Consider the following 22,138-nt stretch of genomic DNA (forward strand, 5'->3'; position numbering starts at 1 on the left):
CTTCCGCCAGCCTTCCAGTGCTTGTCTTAGTGTTGCGGCAGCGATCCCGTACACGCGCAGGCGCCCCCCTTCCGCATTTTTGCCGCCTTTGCGGCATCCTGTGCGGCGATCTTTCCTTCGGGCCACACCAGGTCATTCACAGCGTCCTGCAGCACCAGCCTCATGCGCCAGCGGTCGGCTGGGATTCGCAGCGCAGGCTTTGCGCCACTGCATCGCTGCCACTGAATCTGCCGCATCACCCGCTTTGCCAGGGAACGCCCCAGCGACGTCAGTGATATCCCCTGCCCGCGTAGCGCCACCGCCAGTACGGCCTGCTTGGCCACTGAATCACGCATCATGCCGACGGCACCGGCGATGTCGGCAGCCGTCAGCGGTGGCGTGGTTGACCTGCCGTCCGATGGCTCGCGGAAACTGCCGCCGACCAGCATGCGGACGATCAGATCGAGCGGATCACGCACCAGAGTTGGTCCCGGCACCGGCACTCGGCCGCGCACCACTCTGGCCACCGGCGGTTCTGGAAGCACGCTGGGCTTGTGCCTCCATGCCCTGGCCGCCTGATCTTCTGCATCGGCCCCGACATACAGCTCGCCATGGGCGCTGCAGCGCGCGCAGACCACCTGTGCAGTAAGTCGGCTGGCCCGGTTCAACGGCCCAACCTTGGACCTGATGCAGATCGCGAATCAGGTGACCGGTGCGCGCGCGATCGCAGGTCGCGCTGCTGCCGGAATTCGCATCTCTCGCAACGGATGCTCGTCATGGGCGCAGCTAAAAATATCCCCGAAGTCTTGCTGAAGCTCGATCAGGTTGAAAGCGCAGACCGGGATGAAGAAGAGTTATATCTATCGCGAAATGGAAAAGGAGACGTTCCCACGCAGGCACAAGGTCGGTGGCGGAACGCGCTGGTATCAGAGCGACGTTCACCGGTGAATCCACGCCCGCCGCCGCGCGCCTCTGTGGACCCCGGAGAACGAGGTGCAGGCGGCGGCCAACTGCGACGGAAGCGGAGCCTAAACGGTCACCGAGCGGTCACCGGAGGTCGATCGCTTGACGACGAAGGCACTGCGGTTGATCCTAAGTGTCTGATTCGGTGGTGGGCCCAGAAGGATTCGAACCTTCAACCAAAGGATTATGAGTCCTCTGCTCTAACCGTTGAGCTATAGGCCCTTGCGGCCGCACAGTGTAGTGGAGGCCCGCAGGCGCTTTCCACTGCAACCCTCACATCAGCCGAACCGCCGCCCCATCTCCTGCACCCGACGCGCATTCTCCGCAGCCAGGTCACGCAGCACGCCCGAGCGCAGCAGCGCCGAACCCGCCACACGCTGCCAGTAGTCCACCGCCAGCGGCGCTGCCCAGTGCAGGTGCGCAAGCTGACCGCTGCGCTCCGGCGCGATGGGGGCGAGCGGCGTAGCCGCACGCAGCACCCCTGTGCGCGAGGGTGCCAGTGACATCGGCAACATGTCATACGCGGGCGCCAACGGCAGCGGACCGCGATCGACCAGGTGGAAACCCAGATTGCCCTGATGCATGTCGCTGTTGCCGATCAGCCGGCCGAACGCGTGCAGCCTGCCCATGGCGGCCTGCGCGTCGCGATCGACCCAGCCCTGCGTCAGCAGCGCGTCGGCAGCCGTCCCCCAGTCCACGGTCACGTCACCAGCGAAGGCTGAGGACAGCGCCAGCAGCGAGACGAAGCCACGCCGGCCGAGCACGTCGACGGTGCGGTCGAAGCGCTGCACTTCCAGGAACGTATGCGTGTCGGTCTGGAGGATCTCGGACGCCGCTGCCGGCACGCCCGCGTCGCGCAGGCACTGCAGGGCGAGGTGCTCGCAGACCAGCAGGTCCGCCCAGCGTTCGGCGGCCTCGCCTGCGGTGGGCTGCGCGAACTTCACCAACGCCGCATAGCGCCCTCCCTCATGCTCCACCGTTGCAGTGAACTTCGGTTGCTCGCCACCGGGCGACGATCCGACGTCTTCGCCTTCCAGTGCCGCCGCGGCGCGCTCGGGATAACGACGTGCGCGCTGCCCGGCCAGGACGTGATCGCCAGGCGCGTCGAGCGCGCGCAACGCCATCTGCACGGCATCGCCGCCCAGCAGGAGATCACCGATCTCGGTGCCGCCTGCACGCACCAGCGCCTGCAGGGTGTCACCCAGTTGCCAGCGATTGAGGTCGTCGGGGACGCCCAGGTCACGCCCGCGACGATGCGCGAACGTACGCCCGAGGAAGCCCTGTGGCCGCAGGTCGTCCAGATACCACGGCAGCCCCGGGAAGTGGCCTTCGACGGTCTCGTCTGGCGAACGGGTCAGATTGGGGCGGGCGGCGGTGGCCGCGACGTGGAAGGTCTCGCCCGTGAGGGCCACGATCGTGCCCAGTTCTTCAAGGGTGGCGTCCGGGCGCAGACGGAACAGCGGCCACTCGCTGCCCGCGGCGGTCTGCTGGCGGACGGCATAGGCGGTGGCGCGGGTGCGGCCAAGTCGCACCACGCGGTCACCGGCCTCGGCGACCAGGCGGCTCAGGGTTGCCCGGGTGACGCCCAGGCGATCGATGAGATCGGCCGCCGATACCACCTCGCCAGCCGGCAGGCTGTCGAACAACGTCTGGAGCTGCACGGTACGGGGACGGGCCATGGTCTGGATGTCGAGACGAATTATGTTACGAATCTATACGCCAATCCTCGGCGACCCGCAACCTCATAACGTCTATAAGATGTTGATTGAAATCACATCAATCCAGCCACCAACAGAAGAGAATCTGTAATTACGTTACGAAACACGCAACGAAATCACGCGATCAGCCTAGCGATCCCCCACCCCTTCGAACAGCCGCTCCATCCGCTGCGCCGCCGCGCGGCTCGAGTACACGCCACCCGGGCTGGCCCCGCCGATCGCGCAGCTTCCGTTGTCGGTAACCACCAGATTCGACCCCTGCAACGAGGCCCGCACTGCGCACGGCTCCTCGCCCAGGAACAGCTCATCGCCCATCGGTTCGGCGCTGCCGATCAGGGTGCCCTCGCCTTTGCCGCCCGAGGGCAGCATGCGCAGATGCAGCGTGTCGCCCTTGGCCTGGATCTCCAGCACGCGCCCGGCGCTGCCGTCCCACTGCCCCAGCCAGCTGCTGAAGTCGGTGTCGGCCATGTGGCCGGTCTTCATGACACGCTGTTCCGGCGCCCAGCCCACCACCGCTTTGCCGGGTGGCAGGACCTGCACGCAGTAGTAGTCGTTCCAGCGGCTGCCGATCACCAGGCTGCTGCCCGGTTCGACCTCATCGCCGCTGTGGCAGCCGTCCTGCGGTTTGTCCAGGCAGCCGGCGCGCTCACCCACCAGGGCCACGTTGCCGGCATCCACGACGCGGCCGACCGTGAGGTCGGGCTGGGTCTGGAAGAAATCAGCTGCGTTGCAGGCAGGCTGCTGCGGCTCGGCGGCCAGCGCGGCGAAGGGGCACAGGGCAAGGACAAGCAAGACTTTTTTCATCGTCATTCCATCGATCCACAGGTCTAAAGCGACGCGCATCCTATCGCATCCGCATTGCTGCCCGCTGCACGCGCGGCGGCACCTGCCGCCCCAAAAAAACAAACCCCGCTTGCGCGGGGTCTGTCGGGTTTCAATGCGATGCGCCGGTATCGATCAATCGATATCCAGGAAGCTGCGCAGCTGCTCGGACCGGCTCGGATGACGCAGCTTGCGCAGCGCCTTCGCTTCGATCTGGCGGATGCGCTCGCGGGTGACATCGAACTGCTTGCCGACTTCCTCGAGGGTGTGATCGGTGTTCATGTCGATGCCGAAGCGCATGCGCAGCACCTTGGCTTCCCTCGGGGTGAGGCCGGCCAGCACGTCACGCACGGTTTCAGACAAGTTGATGTTGGTGGTGTTCTCGATCGGGGACTCCACGTTGGTGTCCTCGATGAAGTCGCCCAGATGGGAATCCTCGTCGTCGCCGATCGGGGTTTCCATCGAGATCGGCTCCTTGGCGATCTTCATCACCTTGCGGATCTTGTCTTCCGGCATGTCCATTTCCTTGGCCAGCTCCTCCGGCGTAGCCTCGCGGCCGTACTGCTGGAGCATCTGGCGGGAAATGCGGTTCAACTTGTTGATCGTTTCGATCATGTGCACCGGGATACGGATGGTGCGCGCCTGATCGGCGATCGAACGGGTGATGGCCTGGCGGATCCACCAGGTCGCATACGTGGAGAACTTGTAACCACGGCGGTATTCGAACTTGTCCACGGCCTTCATCAAGCCGATGTTGCCTTCCTGGATCAGATCGAGGAACTGCAGGCCGCGGTTGGTGTACTTCTTGGCGATCGAGATGACCAGGCGCAGGTTGGCTTCGACCATTTCCTTCTTGGCCTTGCGCGCGCGCGCTTCACCGTAGGCCATGGCGCGGCTGATTTCCTTCAGCTCGTCCAGTTCCAGCCAGGTGGTCTTCTCGATGTCGATCGTCGCCTGCTGTTCGGAGATGATCTGGTCCTTCACGTCACGCAGGGCCGAGGACCACTTCTGCTTGCGCTTCAGTGCGTCTTCCACCCACTCCAGGTTGGTCTGGTTGCCTTCCCACGAGCGGATGAAGTCCTTGCGCGGCATGCGCGCGGTCACGGTCGCCAGGTTCAGCACGCGGCGTTCGTGGGACTTGATCGAGGCCATGACGTCGCGCAGCTGCTTGACGAGCACATCGGTCAGCGGCAACGGCAGCTTCAGGGTCACGAACACGGCGGCCATGTCGTCGCGCAGCTTGGCCAGCGGCTTGCGGTCGCCCTTGGCAGCGGCCTTCTTGAACGCGGTGTACGCGTCGCTCAGGGCCTGCATGCGGCGTGCGACTTCTTCCGGATCCGGACCGGTCGGGCCGGCTTCTTCCTCGACGTCGTCGCCGTCTTCTTCCTCGTCGGCGTCGTCCTCGGCATCGTCGCTGGTGTCTTCAGCGACGACCGGGGCCGGCACTTCTTCGACCAGGTCGTTGAAGCCGACGATCACTTCGGCCAGGCGCTTCTTGCCTTCCTTGTGCGCGTCGTAGTCGGCCAGCAGCGATTCCACCGATACCGGGAAGGTACCGAGTGCGGCCTGGACCTGGCCCAGACCTTCTTCGATGCGCTTGGCGATGGCGATTTCGCCTTCGCGGGTCAGCAGCTCGACCGTACCCATTTCGCGCATGTACATGCGCACCGGGTCGGTGGTGCGGCCACCTTCGGTGTCGAGCGCGCTCAGCGCGGCGGCGGCTTCTTCGGCCGCGGTGTCATCGACTTCGCGGTTGCCGGTGTTGCCATCGTTGAGCAACAGGGTTTCTGCATCGGGCGCAACTTCATGGACATCAATGCCCATGCCGTTGATCATGCCGATGATATCTTCGATCTGCTCCGGGTCGACGATGTCGTCGGGCAGATGGTCATTGACTTCGGCGTAGGTCAGGTAGCCCTGTTCCAGGCCCTTGCTGATCAGAAGCTTGATGTCGTTTTGCTGGGCAGGACGTTCGTTGGCCATGTAGTGCTCGCGCCACCGGCTGGGAGAGGGAATAGAACCTAGCATTATACCAGCCCGGCGCCCCGCGTTCCCGGGCGGTGGTCCCGGGGGCTAGGGTCTGAGCAGGAAGGTCACGGGACCATCGTTGACCAGGCTGACAACCATATGGGCACCAAACTGGCCGGTTTCCACCCCCGGGGCATGTTTTTGTCTGCAGATGTCGACCAGCCGGTTGAATCCGCGTTCAGCCTCCGCCGGCGGCGCGGCGGTACTGAAGCCCGGCCGCATCCCGCTGGATGTATCGGCCGCCAGGGTGAATTGGCTGACCAGCAGCAGTCCGCCGCCGGTATCGCGCAGGGACCGGTTCATTTTTCCGGCCTCATCGCCAAAGACACGATAACCAAGCAGCCGATCGGCCATCCGGGCGATCTGGGCCTCGGTATCGCCCGGCTCCATGCCGACCAGGGCCAGCAGGCCGGGCCCGATCTGGCCGATGATGGCCCCCTCGACACGGACGCTGGCTTCGCTGACGCGCTGGATCAGGACAAGCATGGACGGGGCTCCGCAACTGAAGGCGGACTACCTTAACGCCCCTTCGCGCCGACAGGCTGGCCGCCAGCGGCTAGACTTTGCGGTGATGAAACCGCACACCACTGCCCGCCTGGCCTACCGCGCCGCTGCCCTGTTCACCCGCCTGCCCTGGTCCTGGCTGCGTGCCTTCGCCTCCCTGTTGGCCTGGCTGTGGATCCGTCTCAATGCCCGTGAGAGCCGCGTCACCCGCCGCAACCTGGAGCTGGCCTACCCCGGGATGGGCGAGGCCGAGCGCGCCGTCCTGCACCGCAACGTGCTGCGCTCGACCGCGCTGCAGGCGATCGAGACCCTGCGCCTGTGGACCCAGCCCCGCGACCGCAACCTCGCCCGGCTGACCCAGCGCCACGGCGAGGCGCTGTACGACGCGGCCCTGGCCGCCGGCAAGGGCGTGATCGTGGCCGCCCCGCATTACGGCAACTGGGAGCTGCTCAACCAGTGGCTGGCCTCGCGCGGGCCGATCGCGATCGTCTACAAGGCCCCGGATGAGGCCGTGGGCGATGCCTTCCTGCAGCTGGTCCGCGGGGGCGACAACGTGCAGCAGGTGCGCGCCGAGGGCCCCGCCGTGCGCCAGTTGTTCAAGGTGCTCAAGGACGGCGGCGCCACCGGCATCCTCCCCGACCAGCAGCCCAAGGCCGGCGACGGGGTGTTCGCGCCGTTCTTCGGCGTGGAGGCGCTGACGATGACCCTGGTCAACCGGCTGGCCGAGCGCACCGGCGCGACCGTGCTGTACGGCTGGTGCGAGCGGGTCGGGCCGGACATGGAGTTCGCCCTGCACATCGAGCCCACCCTGCCCGCCGTGGCCGATCCGGACCCGCGCACCGCCGCCAGCGCCCTCAATGCCGGGATCGAGCGCATCGCCCGGCGCGATCCGGCGCAGTATCAGTGGACCTACAAGCGCTATACGCTGCGCCCACCGGAGAGCGGCGAGGACGATCCCTATGCCACCGAGGACCATCCGCACTGACTGCGACGCAGCGTCACGCCCCTGGCGCGATTGAATCGGCGCGATCCGTCCCCACTGTGGAAACCACGATGTCCCCCACGGCCCCTGCCATGTCCTCTGCTGTTTCTTCCCCGTTCGGCGATCCGGCCGCGATCCGCTGCGAGCGCGCGGTGGCCGAGCTGCGTGCCGGTCGCCCGGTGGTGATCGACGATGGCCACGGCCAGCGCCTGGCCTTCATCGCGCTGGACAGCAGCACCCGCACCAGCTTCACCGCCTTCGCCACCGCCGCGGAAGACCGCCACTACCTGTTCCTCACCGCAACCCGTGCCCGCGTGCTCGGGGTCAGCGCCGAACGTGGCGCCCGCGTGCCGCTGGCCGGGATCGACTTCGATGCCCTGCCCTCGCTCAGCTACCTGCGCGATCCCGGTGCGATGCCGCCGGGCTGGACCGGCGGTGAAGCGCTGGACGATGGCGCGGTGGAGATCGCCCGCCTCGGCCTGCTGCTGCCGGCGATGGTCGGCGTGCTGTTGAACCCCGATGACCGCCGTTTCGATGCCTGTGCGCAGGTCTCCCTGTGCGACCTGAGCCAGGGCGCCGAACAGGCCGCGCACGCCTATGAGCTGGTGGCCCGCTCGCCGGTGCCGCTGCGCGAGGTCGGCATGACCGAATTCGCGGTGTTCCGCGGCGGCGTGGCCCAGCGCGACCAGGTCGCGATCATTGTCGGCAACCCGGACCTGTCCGCGGTGGTGCCGGTACGCGTGCATTCCTCCTGCCTGACCGGCGACCTGTTCGGTTCGCTCAAGTGCGACTGCGGCGACCAGCTGCGGCGTGGCCTGCGCAAGCTCAAGGAGCTCGGTGGCGGCGTGCTGCTGTACCTGGACCAGGAAGGCCGCGGCACCGGCATCGCTGCGAAGATGCGCGCCTACGGGTATCAGCACGATGGCCTGGACACGATCGATGCCGATGCCCAGCTCGGCTTCGGCGCGGATGAGCGCCGCTACGGCAGCGCCGTGGCGATGCTGCAGGGCCTGGGCGTGACCCGCGTGCAGCTGCTCAGCAACAATCCGACCAAGGCCCAGCGCCTGCGCAATGCCGGCATCGACGTGGTGGACTGCGTACCGGTCACCGGCGACATCACCGCTGAGAACGAGCAGTACCTGCGCACCAAGGCCGAACGCGCCGGCCATCTGCTCGATGTCGACGCGCTGATCCAGGCGGCGCAATAGCCCGCGGCAACCTGCTAACGTCTGCGCCACGGGCGGGTCCACTGTGGAACGCGCCCCGCATGTTTCCCTGCCGAGCGCCTGCCTTGTCCGATTTCCTCGACACGCCCCTGCCACCGCCCCTGCCCGCTGCTCCCGCGGCGCCGGACTGGCAGCCGTTGCCACTGCGCTCGGCCTGGCTGGCTGCGGTCAGCGGGGCGATCAGCGGTGCGCTGCTGTTCGGCATCGTGCCTGGCGCGCTGTGGGTGCTGTTCGAGCTGCCGGCGCGCTGGTGGAGCGTGGCTGCGCTGGTGGTGGTGGGCACGCTGGCCGGCGGGATGATCGGCTTCCGCCGCCAGCGCCGCACCCGCTGGCGGCTGGACGCTCACGGCTTGGGCCTGCGCCGTGACCTGCTGTGGCAGCAGGAAACGCGCGTGCCGCTCTCGCGCGTGCAGCACCTGGACCTGCGTCGCGGCCCGATCGAGCGCAACGCGCGGCTCAGCACGCTGGTGGTGCATACCGCCGGCAGCCGCTTCAGTGCGGTGACCATCGGCGGCCTGGACAGCGACGACGCCGAGCGCCTGCGCGACACCCTGGCCTACCAGCTGGACCAGGACGACGACGCGCTGTGAGTACCGTGGCGCCGGCCGACGACGCCCCGCAACAGCGGCTGCATGCCTGGTCATGGCTGTTCGTGCTGCTGATGCAGCTGCGCCAGTTCCTGGTGCCGCTGATCGCGCTGGTGGTGTTCGGACAGCGCGGCGACCGCGATGAGATGTGGTCCTACGTCGGCGCGGTGATCGTGATCGCGGTGCTGGTGGCGGTGTCGATCCTGCAGTACCTCACCTACCACTACCAGATCGGCACGGCCGCGATCACCGTGCGCAGTGGCGTGCTCTCGCGCAACCGGCGCGAGATTCCGTTCGCGCGCATCCACAACGTGGTGGTCCACCAGAACCCGCTGCACCGTTTGTTCGGCGTGGCCGAGCTCAAGCTCGAATCGGCCGGCGGCCACCGCCCCGAGGCCGAAATGCGCGTGCTCAAGCTGGAGCAGGCCCTGGCATTGGAACAGCTGGTGCGCCAGCGCGGTACCGTGCAGACCGCCGACACCGCTGGCAGCGCGGACACCGTCGCCCCGGCCGAACCGGCCGAGGACGTGCTGCTGGCGCTGGGTACCGGCGACGTGGTGCGCATCGGCCTGCTCTCCAACCGCGGCTGGGTGGTGGTGCTGGCCGCGCTCGGCGCGGTGCTGCAGATCTTTCCGCGCGCACGCATGTCCGACGCGATCGAAGCCGGTGGCCGCCAGCTGTTCGGCTACGCCAGCGACCTGCATGTGAGCACGCTGGGCTGGGCGCTGGCCGCGTTGCTGATGGTGGTGGTGTTCTGGCTGCTGCTGCGGGTGTTGTCGGTGGTGCTGGCGCTGCTGCGCTACCACGGCTTTACCCTGAGCGAGCGCGAGCGCCGCCTGACCGTGGCCACCGGCCTGCTCACGCGCATGCGTACCAGCGTGGCACGGCGTCGCATCCAGGCCTGGACCCTGCGCGAAAGCACATTGCAGCGCTGGGTCGGCCGCCGCCACCTGCGCATCGACATCGCCGCCGGCAACCCCGGCGAGAACGAACGCCGCGACCTGCGCGAACTGGCGCCGCTGGCCACCGTGCCCGCCTGCGACGCGCTGATCCAGCACCTGCTGCCCGCCGTGGCCTGGCCACCCACACAGTGGCAGCCGGTGCAGCAGCGCCAGTGGTGGCGGCTGTGCCTGCCGGCGCTGTTGATCGTGCCGCTGCTGGCCGCCGCTGCGGTAGGGAAACTCGGCCCGTGGGGCGCTGTAGTGCTCGCGTGGCTGCCGTGGTCGGCGTTCCGCGCGCACCGGCAGATGGCGCGTATCGGCTATTACCTGGATGAGCGCTATGTGGCCATCCGCGGCGGCTGGTGGCAGCGCTGGTGGCGTTTTGCCGAACTGGACAAGCTGCAGGCGCTGCGATTGACCCGCTCGCCACTGGACCGCCGGCTGGGCACCGCCAGCGTGTGGCTGGATACCGCCGGCGCGGGGCTGGGCACGCCGCTGGTGCTGCAGTACCTGCCGGAAGCGGAGGCGCGCGCGGTGTATGAGCAGTTGGGCCGCGCGTTGGCCAGGCGCCGCCTGCGCTGGTAGGAGAGCATCCACGCATGGCGTGGATCTACCGGGTGACGTGCATCCACGTCGATCTGCCCGGTAGTGCCGGCCGCTGGCCGGCTCCTCGCCATCCCGGCAGGCATCGCAAACGCTGCCTTACCGCTTCGCCGGCCCCCAATACCCGAGATCCCTGCGGATCTGCAGGCCGCGCGTCCACGCGCCGAAGGGCTTGCGCTTGAGCGTGCCGAGTTCACCGGACAGGAAATCCTCGGTCGCCGCGATCACCCGCTCGGAGGAGTACCCATCGCGGAATGGATGGATGGTGTCGGCATAGCGCCGGATCTCGGCCATCAACGCCGGGGCGGGATTCAGCGCCTGGGCCAGCATCACCGGCAGCTGCGTGGCATCGTCGAAATCGAGCATGTGCGGCTGCGGGACACGGTTGCGGAAGGTCACCACCGGTTTGTGCTGCACGATGAATTCGGACACGATCGAGGAGGTGTCCGAGACCAGCACATCGGCCGCACGCTGCGCGGCCATCACCTGCTCCGGCTCGATGAAGCGCGCATGCGCGCCGGCCAGCGCGCGGTAGCGCTCGAACAGCTCGGGGGCGCACTTGGGGTGCAGGGTCAGCAGCCAGTAGTGGTCGCCGCGCGCGATGTCGGCGGCGATCGCGTCATACAGATGCGGCGCCGCGCTCAGCCGCTCGGTGAAGGTCGAGCCGAACAGGATCACCGGGCGACCCTGTGCGGGCACGCGCATTCCTGCGCTCAGGCCGCCATCGTCGCGGAACAAGGGGTCCAGCTTGGGCCAGCCGGTTTCGGCCACGGCGAAGTGACCCTCGCGCGCGGCCAGCTCGCGGAACGGGGTGGTCGTGGCCGGGCCCTGGGTGCAGTACAGATCGAACAGGCCGCGCACGCGGAAGTGGCCACGGGCGCTGTCGCGCTTCTGCACGTTGAAGCCATGGAACACCTGCACCTTGGCCCCGGCGATGAACGGCGGCACCCAGTTGGCCGCGCTGAACACCGCGCGCGGGCGCAGGGCCAGGGCCTCTTTCAGCCCGACATTGGGCACGCCGGGCAGCGACGCGCCGGCGGCGCCATCGGCGAACCAGGCCGACACCGATTGACCGGATGCGTGCAACGCCTGCGCCAGAGGGGCGAGAATGGGCAGCGCATAACGCTCCGTCGCAAACAGCAGGTACTCGGCCATCATGTCCTCCTCGACCGCTCCCACTGAACGGCCTCGCATTTCGGCCTGCATTATCGCGTTCAATGAAGCCGACCGCATCGGCGACTGCCTGGCCTCGCTGGCCTTCTGCGACGAGATCGTCGTCGTGGACTCGCAGTCCACCGATGCCACGGTGGCGATCGCGACGGCCGCCGGGGCGCGGGTGCTGCAGCGGCCGTTCGATGGCTTCCGCAGCCAGAAGGCGTTCTGCGTCGAGCAGGCCTCGCATGACTGGGTGCTGTGCCTGGACGCCGACGAGCGCATCAGCGACGCCCTGCGCGAGGCGATCCTGGCCGCCCAGGCCAGCGGGTTCGCCGGCCACCACGGCTACCGGTTCGCACGGCTCTCCGAGTACTTCGGTAAATTCCTGAAGCACGGCAATGCCTACCCGGACCGGGTCCTGCGCCTGTTCGACCGCCGCCACGGCGGCTGGCGTGGCAAGCGTGAGATCCATGAGGCGGCCAGTGTCGATGGCGCGGTGGGCACTCTGCGCGGCGACCTGATCCACTACCCCTACCGCTCGCTGGAGCAGCAGTTGCTCAAGACCCAGCGCTATGCGCGGATGATGGCCGAGCACGAGTTCGCGCGCGGCAAGCGCGCCACCCTGCCCAAGCTGATCCTGGCCCCGGCGTGGCGGTTCTGGCGCGGGCTGCTGCTGCGTGGCGGCTTCCGCGATGGCTGGCACGGGCTGGTCTACGCCTACGTGCGTGCCAACTACGTGCGCCAGAAGACCATCATGCTGTGGATGCTGCAGAACGGGCAGCCGGTCACCGACCCGCCGCGGGATCAGCCCGGGGCCTGAGCCCGGGCCAGCGCCAGGCGGCGTGTGTGGCCCTGGACGATCGACAGGCCGGCCAGCAGGCCGACGATGGTGACGTAGAAGCTGGCCGTGATCTGGTGCGCGAACATCGACTGGGTGATCCCGCACAGCACGTAGGTCACCACCACCATGATCCCGGCCGCGGCCGGGCCACGGAAGGTCTGCTCGCCGCTGCGCCGGTGCAGGCCGGTGAACACCCACAGCGGCACGCCATAGATGGCCAGCAGCAGCAGCAGGCCGGGGGCGCCCTGGGTCGCGGCCCACTCGGCCAGATCGTTGTGCGCGTGGCCCAGGTGGCAGCGCTGCTCGCCCGGATCGTCCCGGCACACCGGCAGGCGCTGCATGGCACTGTCGAAATGGCCGATGCCCACCCCGGTCAGCGGATGGTCGAGGAAGGTCTCATAGGCCACCTGCAGGCGCTCCACGCGCGCGCCGGCAGAGGAATCGCTGTCACCGCGCTCCATCCGCACCACGTCGTGCTTGAGCTCGGTCAGCCGGACCTGTTCGCGCAGGCTCGGAATGGTCAGGGTCAGGGTGCCGGCGATCGCCACCAGTGCCAGCAGCACGCCCAGGCGCGCGCGGCCGGTGCGCCAGCGCAGGCTCATCGCCATCACCACCAGCAGCGCCAGCAGGGCCAGCCAGACCCCGCGGCTGCCACTCAGCACGATGGTCACGCAGCCCGCGACCATGCCCACGATCACCCAGGTCCAGCGCTGGTGCGGCCGGCAGAACACCAGCAGCACCATCAGCACCAGCACGATGTCGGCCAGCACGATGGCATTGGTGCTCAGGTCGGCACGCGGGGCGCCGCCGGCCACCTGCAGGATCGACAGCACCATCGTGCCAAGCAGGCCGGCCAGGGCGCCCGCCCACAACCAGCGGATGTCCGGTCGCAGGGCGCAGACCCACAGCGCGATCCACGGAATCACCACGAACCGCGAGCGGTTGTCGATATCGCGCAGTCCCTGCTCGAAGAGATAGATCGAGAGCAGCGCGAAGGCGATCGCGGCCACCACCAGCCAGGTCAGCACTTTCACCGGCCGCCCCGCCAGGCCACGCGCGCGCCACAGGTAGTCCGGCGCCAGCAGCGTACTCAGCAGCAACAGGATGCCGTACGGCAGCAGGTTCTGCGGCAGGGTCAGCACCAGGGCGGGCATGCAGAACAGGCCCACGGTAGCGATCCAATGGGCCACGCCGGCACGCCCCTGCAGTGGCGGCAGGGAGGCAGGCAGGGCCGGCTCGGATGCAGGGGAGAACGTCATTGCCAACCTCGATTGCCACACCCAGGCACGCACGCCCGTGATTGCATTGGACGCGACCGGCGCCCACGGACCTGCGGCAGGTGCCCGGGGAGGCGGCCAGCATTGCAGAATTCATTCATCGCCGTCGATCCGGTGCAGTGCGCGTTCGCGTGCCTGCTCTTCGGCGCTGGCGACGCAGGGCCCATGGATATCGCCCGGCCTCACCAACCACCAACGGCGACGGTTGGCGACCCCGGCCAGTTCGGCGCTGGTGCGGTCCACGCAGGCCAGCAGCGCGTCTTCCTGCACCAGCAGCCAGCGCTGCTGCGGCTGGGCCGCCTGCCAGGCGGCGCCATCGACCAGCTGCCGGTCCCAGCGCCGATTGAAGCCGAACGTCGCGGCATCGCGGTCGGCCATCAGCAGGTTCTGCTCCTTCCACGCGACCAGGCCCAGTTCCGCCTCCGGGCCGATGCGCTGGCCGACCTGCTGCATCAGGCCACGTGCCGAGCTGGAGTCGTTGAACAGCGGATAGCCGATCAGGCCGAATGCCACCCAGGCCATGGTGAGGGTCGCCACCACCGCCAGATGGAAGCGGCGGACGCCGGCGATGCACAGGGTGAGCACGGCCCAGCAGCCGAGCGCCACCGCCACCCAGCCCAGGCCGGAGGTCACCGCGGTGTCGATGCCGCGGTCGAGGATCAGCTTGCGCTCGAAACCCGGCTGACCGAGCAGCATCGAGATGCCGATGCCGAGCAGGCCCGAGGCCAGCAGGGCCACGAAGCCCCCGAGCAGCCACTGGAAGGCGCGCTTGCGCAGCAGCCCGGGCAGCAGCGGTGCCAGCGCCAGGCAGAACATGGGCAGCGCCGGCAGGATGTAGACGTCGCGCTTGCCGTTGGGGATCGAGAAGAACAGCACGATCAGCAGCCACCACACCAACGGCAGCAGATAGCGCGCATCGCGGCGCTGCAGGCGTCGGCGCCAGGCGGGGATGGCCCAGGGAATCGCCAGGAAGGCCGGGATCCACATCGACGGCATCGTGCCCAGGAAATACCACCACGGCTGGTGGTGATCCCAGGACTGCGCGTAACGCTTGGCGGTCTGCCGGAACAGGATGTCGTCCAGATAGGCACGGTACTCGGCCGAACCGCTGCCCAGCGCGGTCACCACCATCGGCACCAGCCACAGCGCGATCGCCAGCACGAAGGCCAGCGGCCCGACCCAGAAGCGCCAATCGCGGACATGCAGTTTCACCCGCGGCCAGCCCAGCACGGAGGCCACCGCCGCGGGCAGGATCATCAGCAGCGCGATCACGCCGACGCCCTTGGTGATCACGCCCAGCCCGGCGGCGAACCAGCCCAGCCACCACCAGCGCCAGGCCGGCCCAAGCAGCAGGTGGCGCAGCAGCCCGTAGTTGGCCAGGGTGATGAAGAACACCACCAGTGGGTCGATCTGCGCTTTCTTGGACTGGAACGTGAAGTGCAGCGCGAACAGCAGCGCCCAGGCGGCATACAGCCCGACCCGCCGCGTCCACAGGCGCCGGCCCAGGTCATGGACGCAGGCCAGCGTGCCCAGCGCGGCCAGCAGCGAAGGCAGCAGGAAGGCCACGCGCCAGTCGCCGATCAGCGAGTACAGCGCGGCCTGCGACCACATCAACATCGGCGGCTTGTCCGAGTACAGCTCGGTGCCGCGATGCGGGAACAGCCAGTCGCCGCTCTCCACCATCTGCTTGGCGACCAGCGCGAAGCGGGGCTCGTCGGACGGCCACGGGTCACGCATGCCCAGGCCGGCCCCCAGAACGAGCAGGGCCATCAGGGCAAGCAGCCAGAACTCTCGGGATGCGCGGGTTTTAAGCATGGGGCGGGATTCTAGCCGGGTTCGGTTCAACCCTTCTTTAGCAGACGCGCATAGAAGAAGCCGTCAGCACCGTCCTCACCGGGCAGGCGCTGGCGCCCGGCCCAGGAATCGTGGCCATACGCCTCTCCCAGCGGCAGGAAGCCCGCGTCCCGGGTGCGCTGCAGGAAGGCTTCGACCTGGAATTGATTTTCATCGCGCAGGATCGAGCATGTCGCATACAGCAGGGTTCCGCCCGGGGTAAGCATCGTCCAGCAGGCATCCAGCAGGCGGGCCTGCAAGGCCATCAACGCCTCGATGTCGGTCGCGCGACGGTGCGCCAGCACATCCGGCTGCCGGCGGATGATGCCGGTGGCCGAACAGGGCGCATCAAGCAGGATGGTGTCGAACAACTGCCCGTCCCACCAGCTGGCCGGATCGGTCGCGTCGCCCGCGAGCACCTTCGCGTTCTGGCCGACGCCGGTACGCACGAACGTTTCGCTGATGCGCTTGAGCCGGCGCGCATCGATGTCCAACGCCAGCAGCTGCAGGGTCGGATCGCGCTCCAGCAGATGCGCGGCCTTGCCGCCCGGTGCGGCGCAGGCATCCAGCACCCGCGAACCCGGGCGCGGCGCCAGCGCATCGGCGACCTGCTGGGCGGACAGATCCTGCACCGACAGCGCGCCATCGGCGAAGCCGGGCAGCGCGGACACGGCGACGGGCACCGGCAGACGGATCGCATCAGCCCCCACACTCGATGCCTCGGCCGCGATGCCTGCCGCCTCCAGCTGCTGCAGCATCGCCTCGCGGCTGCTGTGCTGACGGTTGACCCGCAGCCACAGCGGCGCGGCCTGCAGGCTGGCGGTGAACACGGCATCGGCCTCCTCCGGCCAATCCTGTTCGATCTTCTCGGCCATCCACAGCGGGAACGCATCGCGCGCGGGCAGCGGCGGAATGCCTTCGCGCTGGGCGCGGCGCAGCAGGGCATTGACCATGCCGGCCTGGCGATCACGGCCCATCGCACGCGCAGCGTCGACCGTGGCCGAAAGCGCGGCGTGCGCCGGCAGTTCCAGCGCATCCAGCTGGGCAAAGCCGACCAGCAGCAGCGCGCGCAGTTCATCCTCACGCACGCTCAGCGGCCGCGGCATCCACTGCGCCAGCGCGGCGTCATAGGCGGCGCGACGACGCAGTACCGCAAAGCACAGCGCCTCGAGCAGCGCGCGGTCGCGGCTGTCATCCAGGGTCGGCAGGGCGGTGGCCAGTTCGGCCTTGAGCGAACGGCCGCGACCGATCACCTGGGCCAGCACGCGCGCAGCCAGCACGCGGGTGGGCACGCCGGGGGCGGTATGGGCGGTGTAGGGGCCTGCAGGCTTGCCGGAGCGCGCGTTGGTCATCTCAGGCACCCACGCCGAGGTCGCGACGGGCATTGAGGTAGTCGGCGGCGGTGATCGCCTTGCCGCCCTCGCGCTGCAGCACGCGCAGGCGCAGCGCGCCTTGGCCGCAGGCGATGTCGATGCCGTCGCGCGACGCGCCCAGCAGCGTGCCCGGGGCCTTGCTCTGGTTGTCATCCAGCGCGATCGCGCCGTGGATGCGCACGCGCTCGCCGGCCAGCATCGCCTCGGCGATCGGCCAGGGATTGAAGGCACGCACGGTCCGCGCCAGCGCGTGGGCGTCCTGCGCCCAGTCCAGGCGGGCTTCGGCCTTGTCCAGCTTGTGTGCGTAGGTGACGCCGGCCTCGGGCTGCGGCTGCGCGATCGGCTTGATGCCGGCACGCAGCAGGCCCAGGCCATCGGACAACACCTGCTCGCCCAGCGCGGCCAGGCGGTCGTGCAGCTGGCCGCCGGTATCGTTGGGGCCGATCGCGATGTGCTGCTTCAGCAGTACCGGGCCGGTATCCAGCCCCGCTTCCATCTGCATCAGGCACACGCCGGTCTCGGCGTCGCCGGCCTGGATCGCACGCTGGATCGGCGCGGCACCGCGCCAGCGCGGCAGCAACGAGGCATGCACGTTCCAGCAGCCGTGGGTCGGGATGGTCAGTACGGCCTTGGGCAGGATCAGGCCATAGGCCACCACCACCATCAGGTCCGGCGCCAGGTCGCGCAGCTGCTGCTGGGCTTCGGGGGTCTTCAGGCTGTCCGGCTGGAACACCGGGATGCCGCGTGCGATCGCGTCCAACTTGACCGGCGATGGCGCCAGGCCACGGCCACGGCCCGCGGGGCGATCAGGCTGCGTGTACACCGCGACCACTTCATGGTGGCGGGCTGCGGCACGCAGCGAGGACACGGCGAACGCCGGCGTACCGGCAAAGACAATCTTCATGGCGACCCCACTAACAGAACGTAAAACGGCGCCGAAGTCCGGCGCCGCGCGACAGGCACCGTCGCGCGGTCAACCCGCGCGGCGGTCTCTGCAGACACCTCAGGCAACGTGCTTGCGCTGCTTGGCCAGCTTCTTGCGCACCATCTCGCGCTTGAGCGGCGAGAGGTAATCAATGAACAGCTTGCCGTCCAGGTGGTCCATCTCGTGCTGCACGCACACGGCGAGCACGCCATCGGTGGTCAGCTCCTGGGCCACGCCGTGGCGGTCCAGGTAGCGCACGGTGATCTGGTTGGCGCGGGTGACGTCGGCAAAGATGCCCGGCACCGACAGGCAGCCTTCCTGGTAGACCTGGCCGCCTTCGTTGGCGACGATCTCCGGGTTGATGAACACCATCGGGGTGTCCTTCTCCTCACTGACGTCGATCACCATGAAACGCTTGTGCACGTCGACCTGGCTGGCGGCCAGGCCGATGCCCGGGGCGTCGTACATGGTGTGGAACATGTCATCGATCAGGGTCTGGAACGCCGGCGTGGTCACGTCGGCGGCATCCATCAACGCGGCCTTGGTGCGCAGGCGCGGATCGGGAAATTCGAGAATGGGCAGGAGAGCCATGGCAAATACCGGTAGGGGGCGCCGGTCGAAGCGGCGTACAGGGCGATTCTATCGCCAACGCTTGCCCCGCGCCCCGGTTTCTGGACTATAGTGCGCGAACCTGTTGGGGAATCAGGCACCACATCTATGTTTGAACGAACTCGTACGGTCGTCGCCGTGGCGATGCTGACCGTCGCTACCTATGCTACCGCCGTGGAAATGAATGGCGGGCACCCGGATACCTATGTCGTGCGCAAAGGGGACACGCTGTGGGACATCTCGGCGCGTTTCCTGCAGAAGCCCTGGCTGTGGCCGGAGATCTGGCAGGCCAACCCGCAGGTCAAGAATCCGCACCTGATCTACCCGGGTGACGTGCTGAGCCTGGCCTATCTGGACCGCGTCGTGGCCCAGCCCGGCCCGCGCCAGGAGGCCCCGATCAACGGCGTCCCGCTGGAACAGGTCGAGCCCTTCCTGAAGCAGCTGAGCGTGGTCGACGAGGTCAAGTCGCTGCCCTACGTGGTCAATCTGGAAGACAACCGCCTGCGCGCCACCACCGGCCAGACCGCCTACGTGCGGGGCCTGGAGAATGCCCAGGTCGGCCAGCGCTACGCCGTGGTCCGCCCGACCGTGCAGTACGCCCTGCCCAAGCCGACCGAAGACCTGAACGCCCGCGGCGATACCACGCCCGGCAGCGGCAACGTCTGGAAGGCCTTCATCGTGCCGAGCAAGCGCCACCAGACGCTGGGCTACGAACTGGCCCAGATCAACGTCGGTACGGTGAGCCGTGTGCAGAGCGGCAACGTCGAGGTGACCTCGCTGGTGCTGCAGGGCCAGGTCGACGGCCGTGAAGTCCGCGCCGGCGACCGCCTGGTCCCGGTCGAGGCCCGCCCCTACGACCTGCAGTTCGTGCCGCATGTGCCCGCACCGCAGACCGCCGATCTGGATGTCCGCGTGCTCGCGGTGGCCGACACCTTCACCTCAGGCGGCCCGCGCGACGTGATCGCGATCTCCGCCGGCAGCGCCAACGGCGTCGACAACGGCACGGTGTTCTCGCTGTGGCGCCAGGGCCGCCATGTCGCCCACCGCATGGACTACCCGAACGCGTCGCGGATGGATGATTCGCTGACCAGCGGCGCCGGCCGGGTCACCCTGCCGGACGAGTACGCCGCTCACGCGATGGTGTTCCGCACCTTCGAGAACGTCAGCTACGCGCTGGTGATGGAAGGGATCAAGCCGGTCAAGGTCGGCTATTCGGCACTGCATCCCGATAAGCAGTAAGCGCGGCAGAGTCCTACGCTTCCATTCGACGGCGCCCTAGGGCGCCGTCGTCGTCTGCGCCGCACGCTGCAGGGATGCCTATTCCCTGCCTGGCCTCGTCCACCGCCCTGCTCACCCTGGCCCTCGCCGGCGGTGCCCTGCCGTCCCGCCTGCGCCTGCTGCGCCAGTTTCCGGATTCCGCAGCGGCGCTGCGGGCCGGCCCGACCGCCTGGCGGGCCGCCGGCTGCACGCCCGCGCAACGCGCCCGGCTGGCCCTGCCGGACGAGCGCTATCTGGCGCATGCCCTGGCGTGGCTGGTCGATGACCGCCATCACCTGCTCGGGCTGACCGATCCGGACTACCCGGCCCTGCTGGCCCAGATCGAGGAACCGCCGGTGGCGCTGTTCGTCGACGGCGACCCGGCGCGGCTCTGGCATCCGGCCGTGGCGGTGGTCGGCAGCCGCTCGCCCTCCCCCGGCGGCCGCGAGCACGCGCACGCCTTCGCCACCGCGCTGGCGGCGGACGGCTGGTCGGTCATCAGCGGGCTGGCGACCGGGGTCGACGCCCAGGCCCATGACGGCGCGCTGCAGGTGACCGGTGGCATGACCGTGGCCGTCGTCGCCACTGGACTGGACCAGACCTATCCGCCCCGGCATGCCGCCCTGCATGAACGGATCGCCGCTATCGGGGCCGTGGTCAGCGAATACGCACCCGGCATGCCGGCGACCCAGGCGCACTTTCCCGCGCGCAACCGGATCATCGCCGGGCTCAGCCTCGGCACCGTGGTGATCGAGGCCGCCCAGCGCTCGGGCGCGCTGATCACCGCCCGCTGCGCCGCCGAAGCGGGCCGCGAGGTGTTCGCCCTGCCCGGCTCGATCCGCAACCCGCGGGCCCGCGGCTGCCACCGGCTGATCCGGCAGGGCGCGGCGCTGGTCGAGGAACCGGCCGAGGTGACTGCCGGCCTGGCTGCCCTGGCCCAGACCCTGGCCGGGGCCTTGCGAACCCGGTTGGACGCCCCCACTGAACAGGCACGACCGGCGCCCGAGCGCGCCCCTTCCTACACCGACCCGGACTACCAGTGCTTGTGGAAAGCCCTGGATCACGACCCAACGGGTATGGATTCATTGATCCAGCGCAGCGGATTGACGGCGGCCCAGCTGTCGGCCATGCTGCTGGTCATGGAACTGGATGGAAAGGTAATGGCCGCCCATGGTCGCTACTGTCGAAAACCCTAGTTTCTTCACCTCCACAGCGTCGTTGACGCAGGCCGAGGGGCAATGAAAGAGAGCATTCTGGATGTCCTGCTGTACCTGTTCGAACACTATTTCAGCGAAGACGCGGACCTCATCCGCGACCGCGACTCCCTCCAGAACGGCCTGATCCAGGCTGGCTTCAGCCCCACCGAGATCAACAAAGCCTTCGATTGGCTGGACGCGCTCGCCGAGCAGCGGCCGGCCGTCGTGCTGGGCCGCGTCAATGGCCCGGTGCGGATTTTCCATGGTCCCGAGCTGGACAAGCTCGACGTGGAAGGCCGCGGCTTCCTGATGTTCCTGGAGCAGCACGGCATCCTCGACGCCAGCCAGCGCGAGCTGGTGCTGGACCGGGCGATGGCGCTGGACCAGGACGAACTGGACCTGGACGACCTCAAGTGGGTCGTGCTGATGGTGCTGTTCAACCAGCCCGGGGCCGAGGCCGCGTACGCCTGGATGGAAACCCAGATGTTCGTGGACGAGCCGGAACCGCTTCACTGACCGTACACTGAGCGCCTTGCGCATTCAGGAGCGGGCCGGTGGACCAGTGGTTCTTTGCAGAAGGAAACAGTCAGCAGCGCGGTCCGCTGCCTGCTGACGAACTGATCGCGCTTTACCGCTCCAGCCGCATCGCGCTGGATACGCTGGTCTGGCGCGACGGCATGGCCCAGTGGCAGCCGCTGGAAACGGTGGCGGCCGAGATCGGCCTGGACATCCCCCCTGTCGCTGACAGGGTGGAAACCCCGGAGCCCGCCGTGCCGCCGGCACTTCCCGCCACACCGGCCGCGCCCGTCACGCCCGCCCCGCCCGTCGCCGTTCCGCCGCCCCGCAAGGGACTGAGCGGCTGCGCAATCGTGGGCATCGTCGCGGCCGTGATCGTGGTGCTGGTGCTGATCGTCGGTGCGGTGCTCGCCGCGATCGCCCTGCCCGTCTATCAGGAGTACGTCGCGCGGTCCAAGACCAGCGAGGCGCTGGTGACGCTGGCCCCGATCAAGCTCGCGGTGGCTGGATTCCACGGCGAGTACGGCCGCTGCCCGGTCAATGATGACGAAGGCTTCCAGCCGGCCGAAAGCTATGCCGACGGTGCCATCGGTGCGGTGCGCATCGGTCGCTTCGACAACGGCCACTGCGGCGTGGAAGCCGAGCTGACCGTCCCGGGCAGCACCTCGCTGGACGGCAAGCTGCTGTGGCTGGACTACAACGGCGCCGGGCACTGGGAATGCAGCGGCGAGCCCGATGACAAGTACCTGCCGCTGGAATGCCACGGCTGATAACGGACGCATGTCCATGGATGCACCCAACAG

At 68.4% G+C, this 22,138-nt stretch carries 21 protein-coding genes, 1 tRNA gene and 1 pseudogene; 11 read left to right on the forward strand and 12 right to left on the reverse strand.

Going from position 1 to position 22,138, the window contains the following annotated elements:
• Positions 1 to 26: 26 nt before the first annotated feature.
• Complete coding sequence (locus AB9O74_RS11375) at positions 27 to 458, reverse strand: hypothetical protein (protein ID WP_369349367.1); 432 nt, start codon at positions 456 to 458, stop codon at positions 27 to 29.
• 364 nt (positions 459 to 822) lie between these two features.
• On the opposite strand from AB9O74_RS11375, the gene AB9O74_RS11380 reads away from it, so the two are divergent.
• Positions 823 to 927, forward strand: a complete 105-nt coding sequence (locus AB9O74_RS11380; protein WP_369349368.1) for an AlpA family phage regulatory protein — start codon at positions 823 to 825, stop codon at positions 925 to 927.
• 161 nt (positions 928 to 1,088) lie between these two features.
• Here AB9O74_RS11380 and AB9O74_RS11385 read toward each other — a convergent pair.
• The 5 genes from AB9O74_RS11385 to dtd form a co-directional block, all read right to left on the reverse strand.
• Positions 1,089 to 1,164: transfer RNA gene (locus AB9O74_RS11385), tRNA-Ile, on the reverse strand.
• Positions 1,165 to 1,220: 56 nt separating this feature from the next.
• Positions 1,221 to 2,621: a type II toxin-antitoxin system HipA family toxin YjjJ gene (gene yjjJ, locus AB9O74_RS11390; protein WP_369349369.1), complete on the reverse strand. Its 1,401-nt coding sequence runs from the start codon at positions 2,619 to 2,621 to the stop codon at positions 1,221 to 1,223.
• Positions 2,622 to 2,789: 168 nt separating this feature from the next.
• Positions 2,790 to 3,464 carry a hypothetical protein gene (locus AB9O74_RS11395; protein WP_369349370.1) on the reverse strand — a complete coding sequence of 225 codons (675 nt, stop codon included), beginning with the start codon at positions 3,462 to 3,464 and terminating at the stop codon, positions 2,790 to 2,792.
• Between the two features lie 153 nt (positions 3,465 to 3,617).
• Positions 3,618 to 5,465, reverse strand: coding sequence for an RNA polymerase sigma factor RpoD (gene rpoD, locus AB9O74_RS11400; protein ID WP_176988080.1), 1,848 nt, complete (start codon positions 5,463 to 5,465; stop codon positions 3,618 to 3,620).
• A 90-nt stretch (positions 5,466 to 5,555) separates the two neighbouring features.
• A complete protein-coding gene (dtd, locus tag AB9O74_RS11405; RefSeq protein WP_369349371.1) occupies positions 5,556 to 5,996 on the reverse strand; it encodes a D-aminoacyl-tRNA deacylase in 441 nt (146 codons plus the stop codon).
• An 85-nt stretch (positions 5,997 to 6,081) separates the two neighbouring features.
• On the opposite strand from dtd, the gene AB9O74_RS11410 reads away from it, so the two are divergent.
• The 5 genes and pseudogenes from AB9O74_RS11410 to AB9O74_RS11430 all read left to right on the forward strand — a co-directional run bounded on the left by AB9O74_RS11410 (position 6,082) and on the right by AB9O74_RS11430 (position 10,335).
• Positions 6,082 to 6,999, forward strand: coding sequence for a lauroyl acyltransferase (locus tag AB9O74_RS11410; RefSeq protein ID WP_369349372.1), 918 nt, complete (start codon positions 6,082 to 6,084; stop codon positions 6,997 to 6,999).
• An 89-nt stretch (positions 7,000 to 7,088) separates the two neighbouring features.
• Positions 7,089 to 8,204: a GTP cyclohydrolase II RibA gene (ribA, locus tag AB9O74_RS11415; protein ID WP_179459941.1), complete on the forward strand. Its 1,116-nt coding sequence runs from the start codon at positions 7,089 to 7,091 to the stop codon at positions 8,202 to 8,204.
• A 43-nt stretch (positions 8,205 to 8,247) separates the two neighbouring features.
• A pseudogene (locus tag AB9O74_RS11420) lies at positions 8,248 to 8,379 on the forward strand (hypothetical protein); the annotation flags it as partial.
• Entirely contained in the window at positions 8,360 to 8,812 is a 453-nt protein-coding gene (locus tag AB9O74_RS11425) for a PH domain-containing protein (protein WP_369349373.1), read from the forward strand. The pseudogene AB9O74_RS11420 and the gene AB9O74_RS11425, both read left to right, overlap by 20 nt.
• On the forward strand, positions 8,809 to 10,335 hold the full coding sequence (locus tag AB9O74_RS11430) for a PH domain-containing protein (RefSeq protein WP_369349374.1): 1,527 nt from the start codon (positions 8,809 to 8,811) through the stop codon (positions 10,333 to 10,335). Before AB9O74_RS11425 ends, AB9O74_RS11430 begins: the two co-directional genes overlap by 4 nt.
• A gap of 117 nt (positions 10,336 to 10,452) precedes the next feature.
• Here the strand turns inward: AB9O74_RS11430 and AB9O74_RS11435 are convergent, their stop codons facing one another.
• Positions 10,453 to 11,511, reverse strand: a complete 1,059-nt coding sequence (locus tag AB9O74_RS11435; protein WP_354274883.1) for a CDP-glycerol glycerophosphotransferase family protein — start codon at positions 11,509 to 11,511, stop codon at positions 10,453 to 10,455.
• Here AB9O74_RS11435 and AB9O74_RS11440 point away from each other — a divergent pair.
• Entirely contained in the window at positions 11,510 to 12,328 is an 819-nt protein-coding gene (locus AB9O74_RS11440; protein ID WP_176988075.1) for a glycosyltransferase family 2 protein, read from the forward strand. The two genes, AB9O74_RS11435 and AB9O74_RS11440, sit on opposite strands and share 2 nt — an antisense overlap.
• Here AB9O74_RS11440 and AB9O74_RS11445 read toward each other — a convergent pair.
• From AB9O74_RS11445 to def, 5 genes are all read right to left on the reverse strand, one after another.
• Positions 12,313 to 13,608 (reverse strand): O-antigen ligase family protein, encoded by a 1,296-nt coding sequence (locus AB9O74_RS11445; protein ID WP_369349375.1) that lies wholly within the window; start codon positions 13,606 to 13,608, stop codon positions 12,313 to 12,315. The two genes, AB9O74_RS11440 and AB9O74_RS11445, sit on opposite strands and share 16 nt — an antisense overlap.
• Positions 13,609 to 13,719: 111 nt before the next feature.
• The gene (locus AB9O74_RS11450) at positions 13,720 to 15,441 is read right to left on the reverse strand and encodes an ArnT family glycosyltransferase (RefSeq protein ID WP_369349376.1); all 1,722 of its coding nucleotides are present in this window, start codon (positions 15,439 to 15,441) and stop codon (positions 13,720 to 13,722) included.
• A 26-nt stretch (positions 15,442 to 15,467) separates the two neighbouring features.
• Positions 15,468 to 16,811 carry a 16S rRNA (cytosine(967)-C(5))-methyltransferase RsmB gene (rsmB, locus tag AB9O74_RS11455; RefSeq protein ID WP_346489077.1) on the reverse strand — a complete coding sequence of 448 codons (1,344 nt, stop codon included), beginning with the start codon at positions 16,809 to 16,811 and terminating at the stop codon, positions 15,468 to 15,470.
• Between the two features lies 1 nt (position 16,812).
• Positions 16,813 to 17,736, reverse strand: a complete 924-nt coding sequence (gene fmt / locus AB9O74_RS11460; protein WP_369349377.1) for a methionyl-tRNA formyltransferase — start codon at positions 17,734 to 17,736, stop codon at positions 16,813 to 16,815.
• A 99-nt stretch (positions 17,737 to 17,835) separates the two neighbouring features.
• The gene (gene def, locus AB9O74_RS11465) at positions 17,836 to 18,348 is read right to left on the reverse strand and encodes a peptide deformylase (protein WP_176988070.1); all 513 of its coding nucleotides are present in this window, start codon (positions 18,346 to 18,348) and stop codon (positions 17,836 to 17,838) included.
• 126 nt (positions 18,349 to 18,474) lie between these two features.
• On the opposite strand from def, the gene AB9O74_RS11470 reads away from it, so the two are divergent.
• The 4 genes from AB9O74_RS11470 (at position 18,475) to AB9O74_RS11485 (ending at position 22,105) form a co-directional block, all read left to right on the forward strand.
• Complete coding sequence (locus AB9O74_RS11470) at positions 18,475 to 19,605, forward strand: LysM peptidoglycan-binding domain-containing protein (RefSeq protein WP_369349378.1); 1,131 nt, start codon at positions 18,475 to 18,477, stop codon at positions 19,603 to 19,605.
• Between the two features lie 74 nt (positions 19,606 to 19,679).
• Positions 19,680 to 20,819, forward strand: coding sequence for a DNA-processing protein DprA (dprA, locus tag AB9O74_RS11475; RefSeq protein WP_369349379.1), 1,140 nt, complete (start codon positions 19,680 to 19,682; stop codon positions 20,817 to 20,819).
• A gap of 42 nt (positions 20,820 to 20,861) precedes the next feature.
• Complete coding sequence (locus AB9O74_RS11480) at positions 20,862 to 21,335, forward strand: DUF494 family protein (RefSeq protein ID WP_088433666.1); 474 nt, start codon at positions 20,862 to 20,864, stop codon at positions 21,333 to 21,335.
• A gap of 38 nt (positions 21,336 to 21,373) precedes the next feature.
• On the forward strand, positions 21,374 to 22,105 hold the full coding sequence (locus tag AB9O74_RS11485) for a GYF domain-containing protein (protein ID WP_369349380.1): 732 nt from the start codon (positions 21,374 to 21,376) through the stop codon (positions 22,103 to 22,105).
• Positions 22,106 to 22,138: the final 33 nt, after the last annotated feature.

Source organism: Stenotrophomonas sp. JAG2, from assembly GCF_041080745.1.
In the GTDB taxonomy this organism is placed as follows: Bacteria; Pseudomonadota; Gammaproteobacteria; order Xanthomonadales; family Xanthomonadaceae; genus Stenotrophomonas; species Stenotrophomonas maltophilia_AA.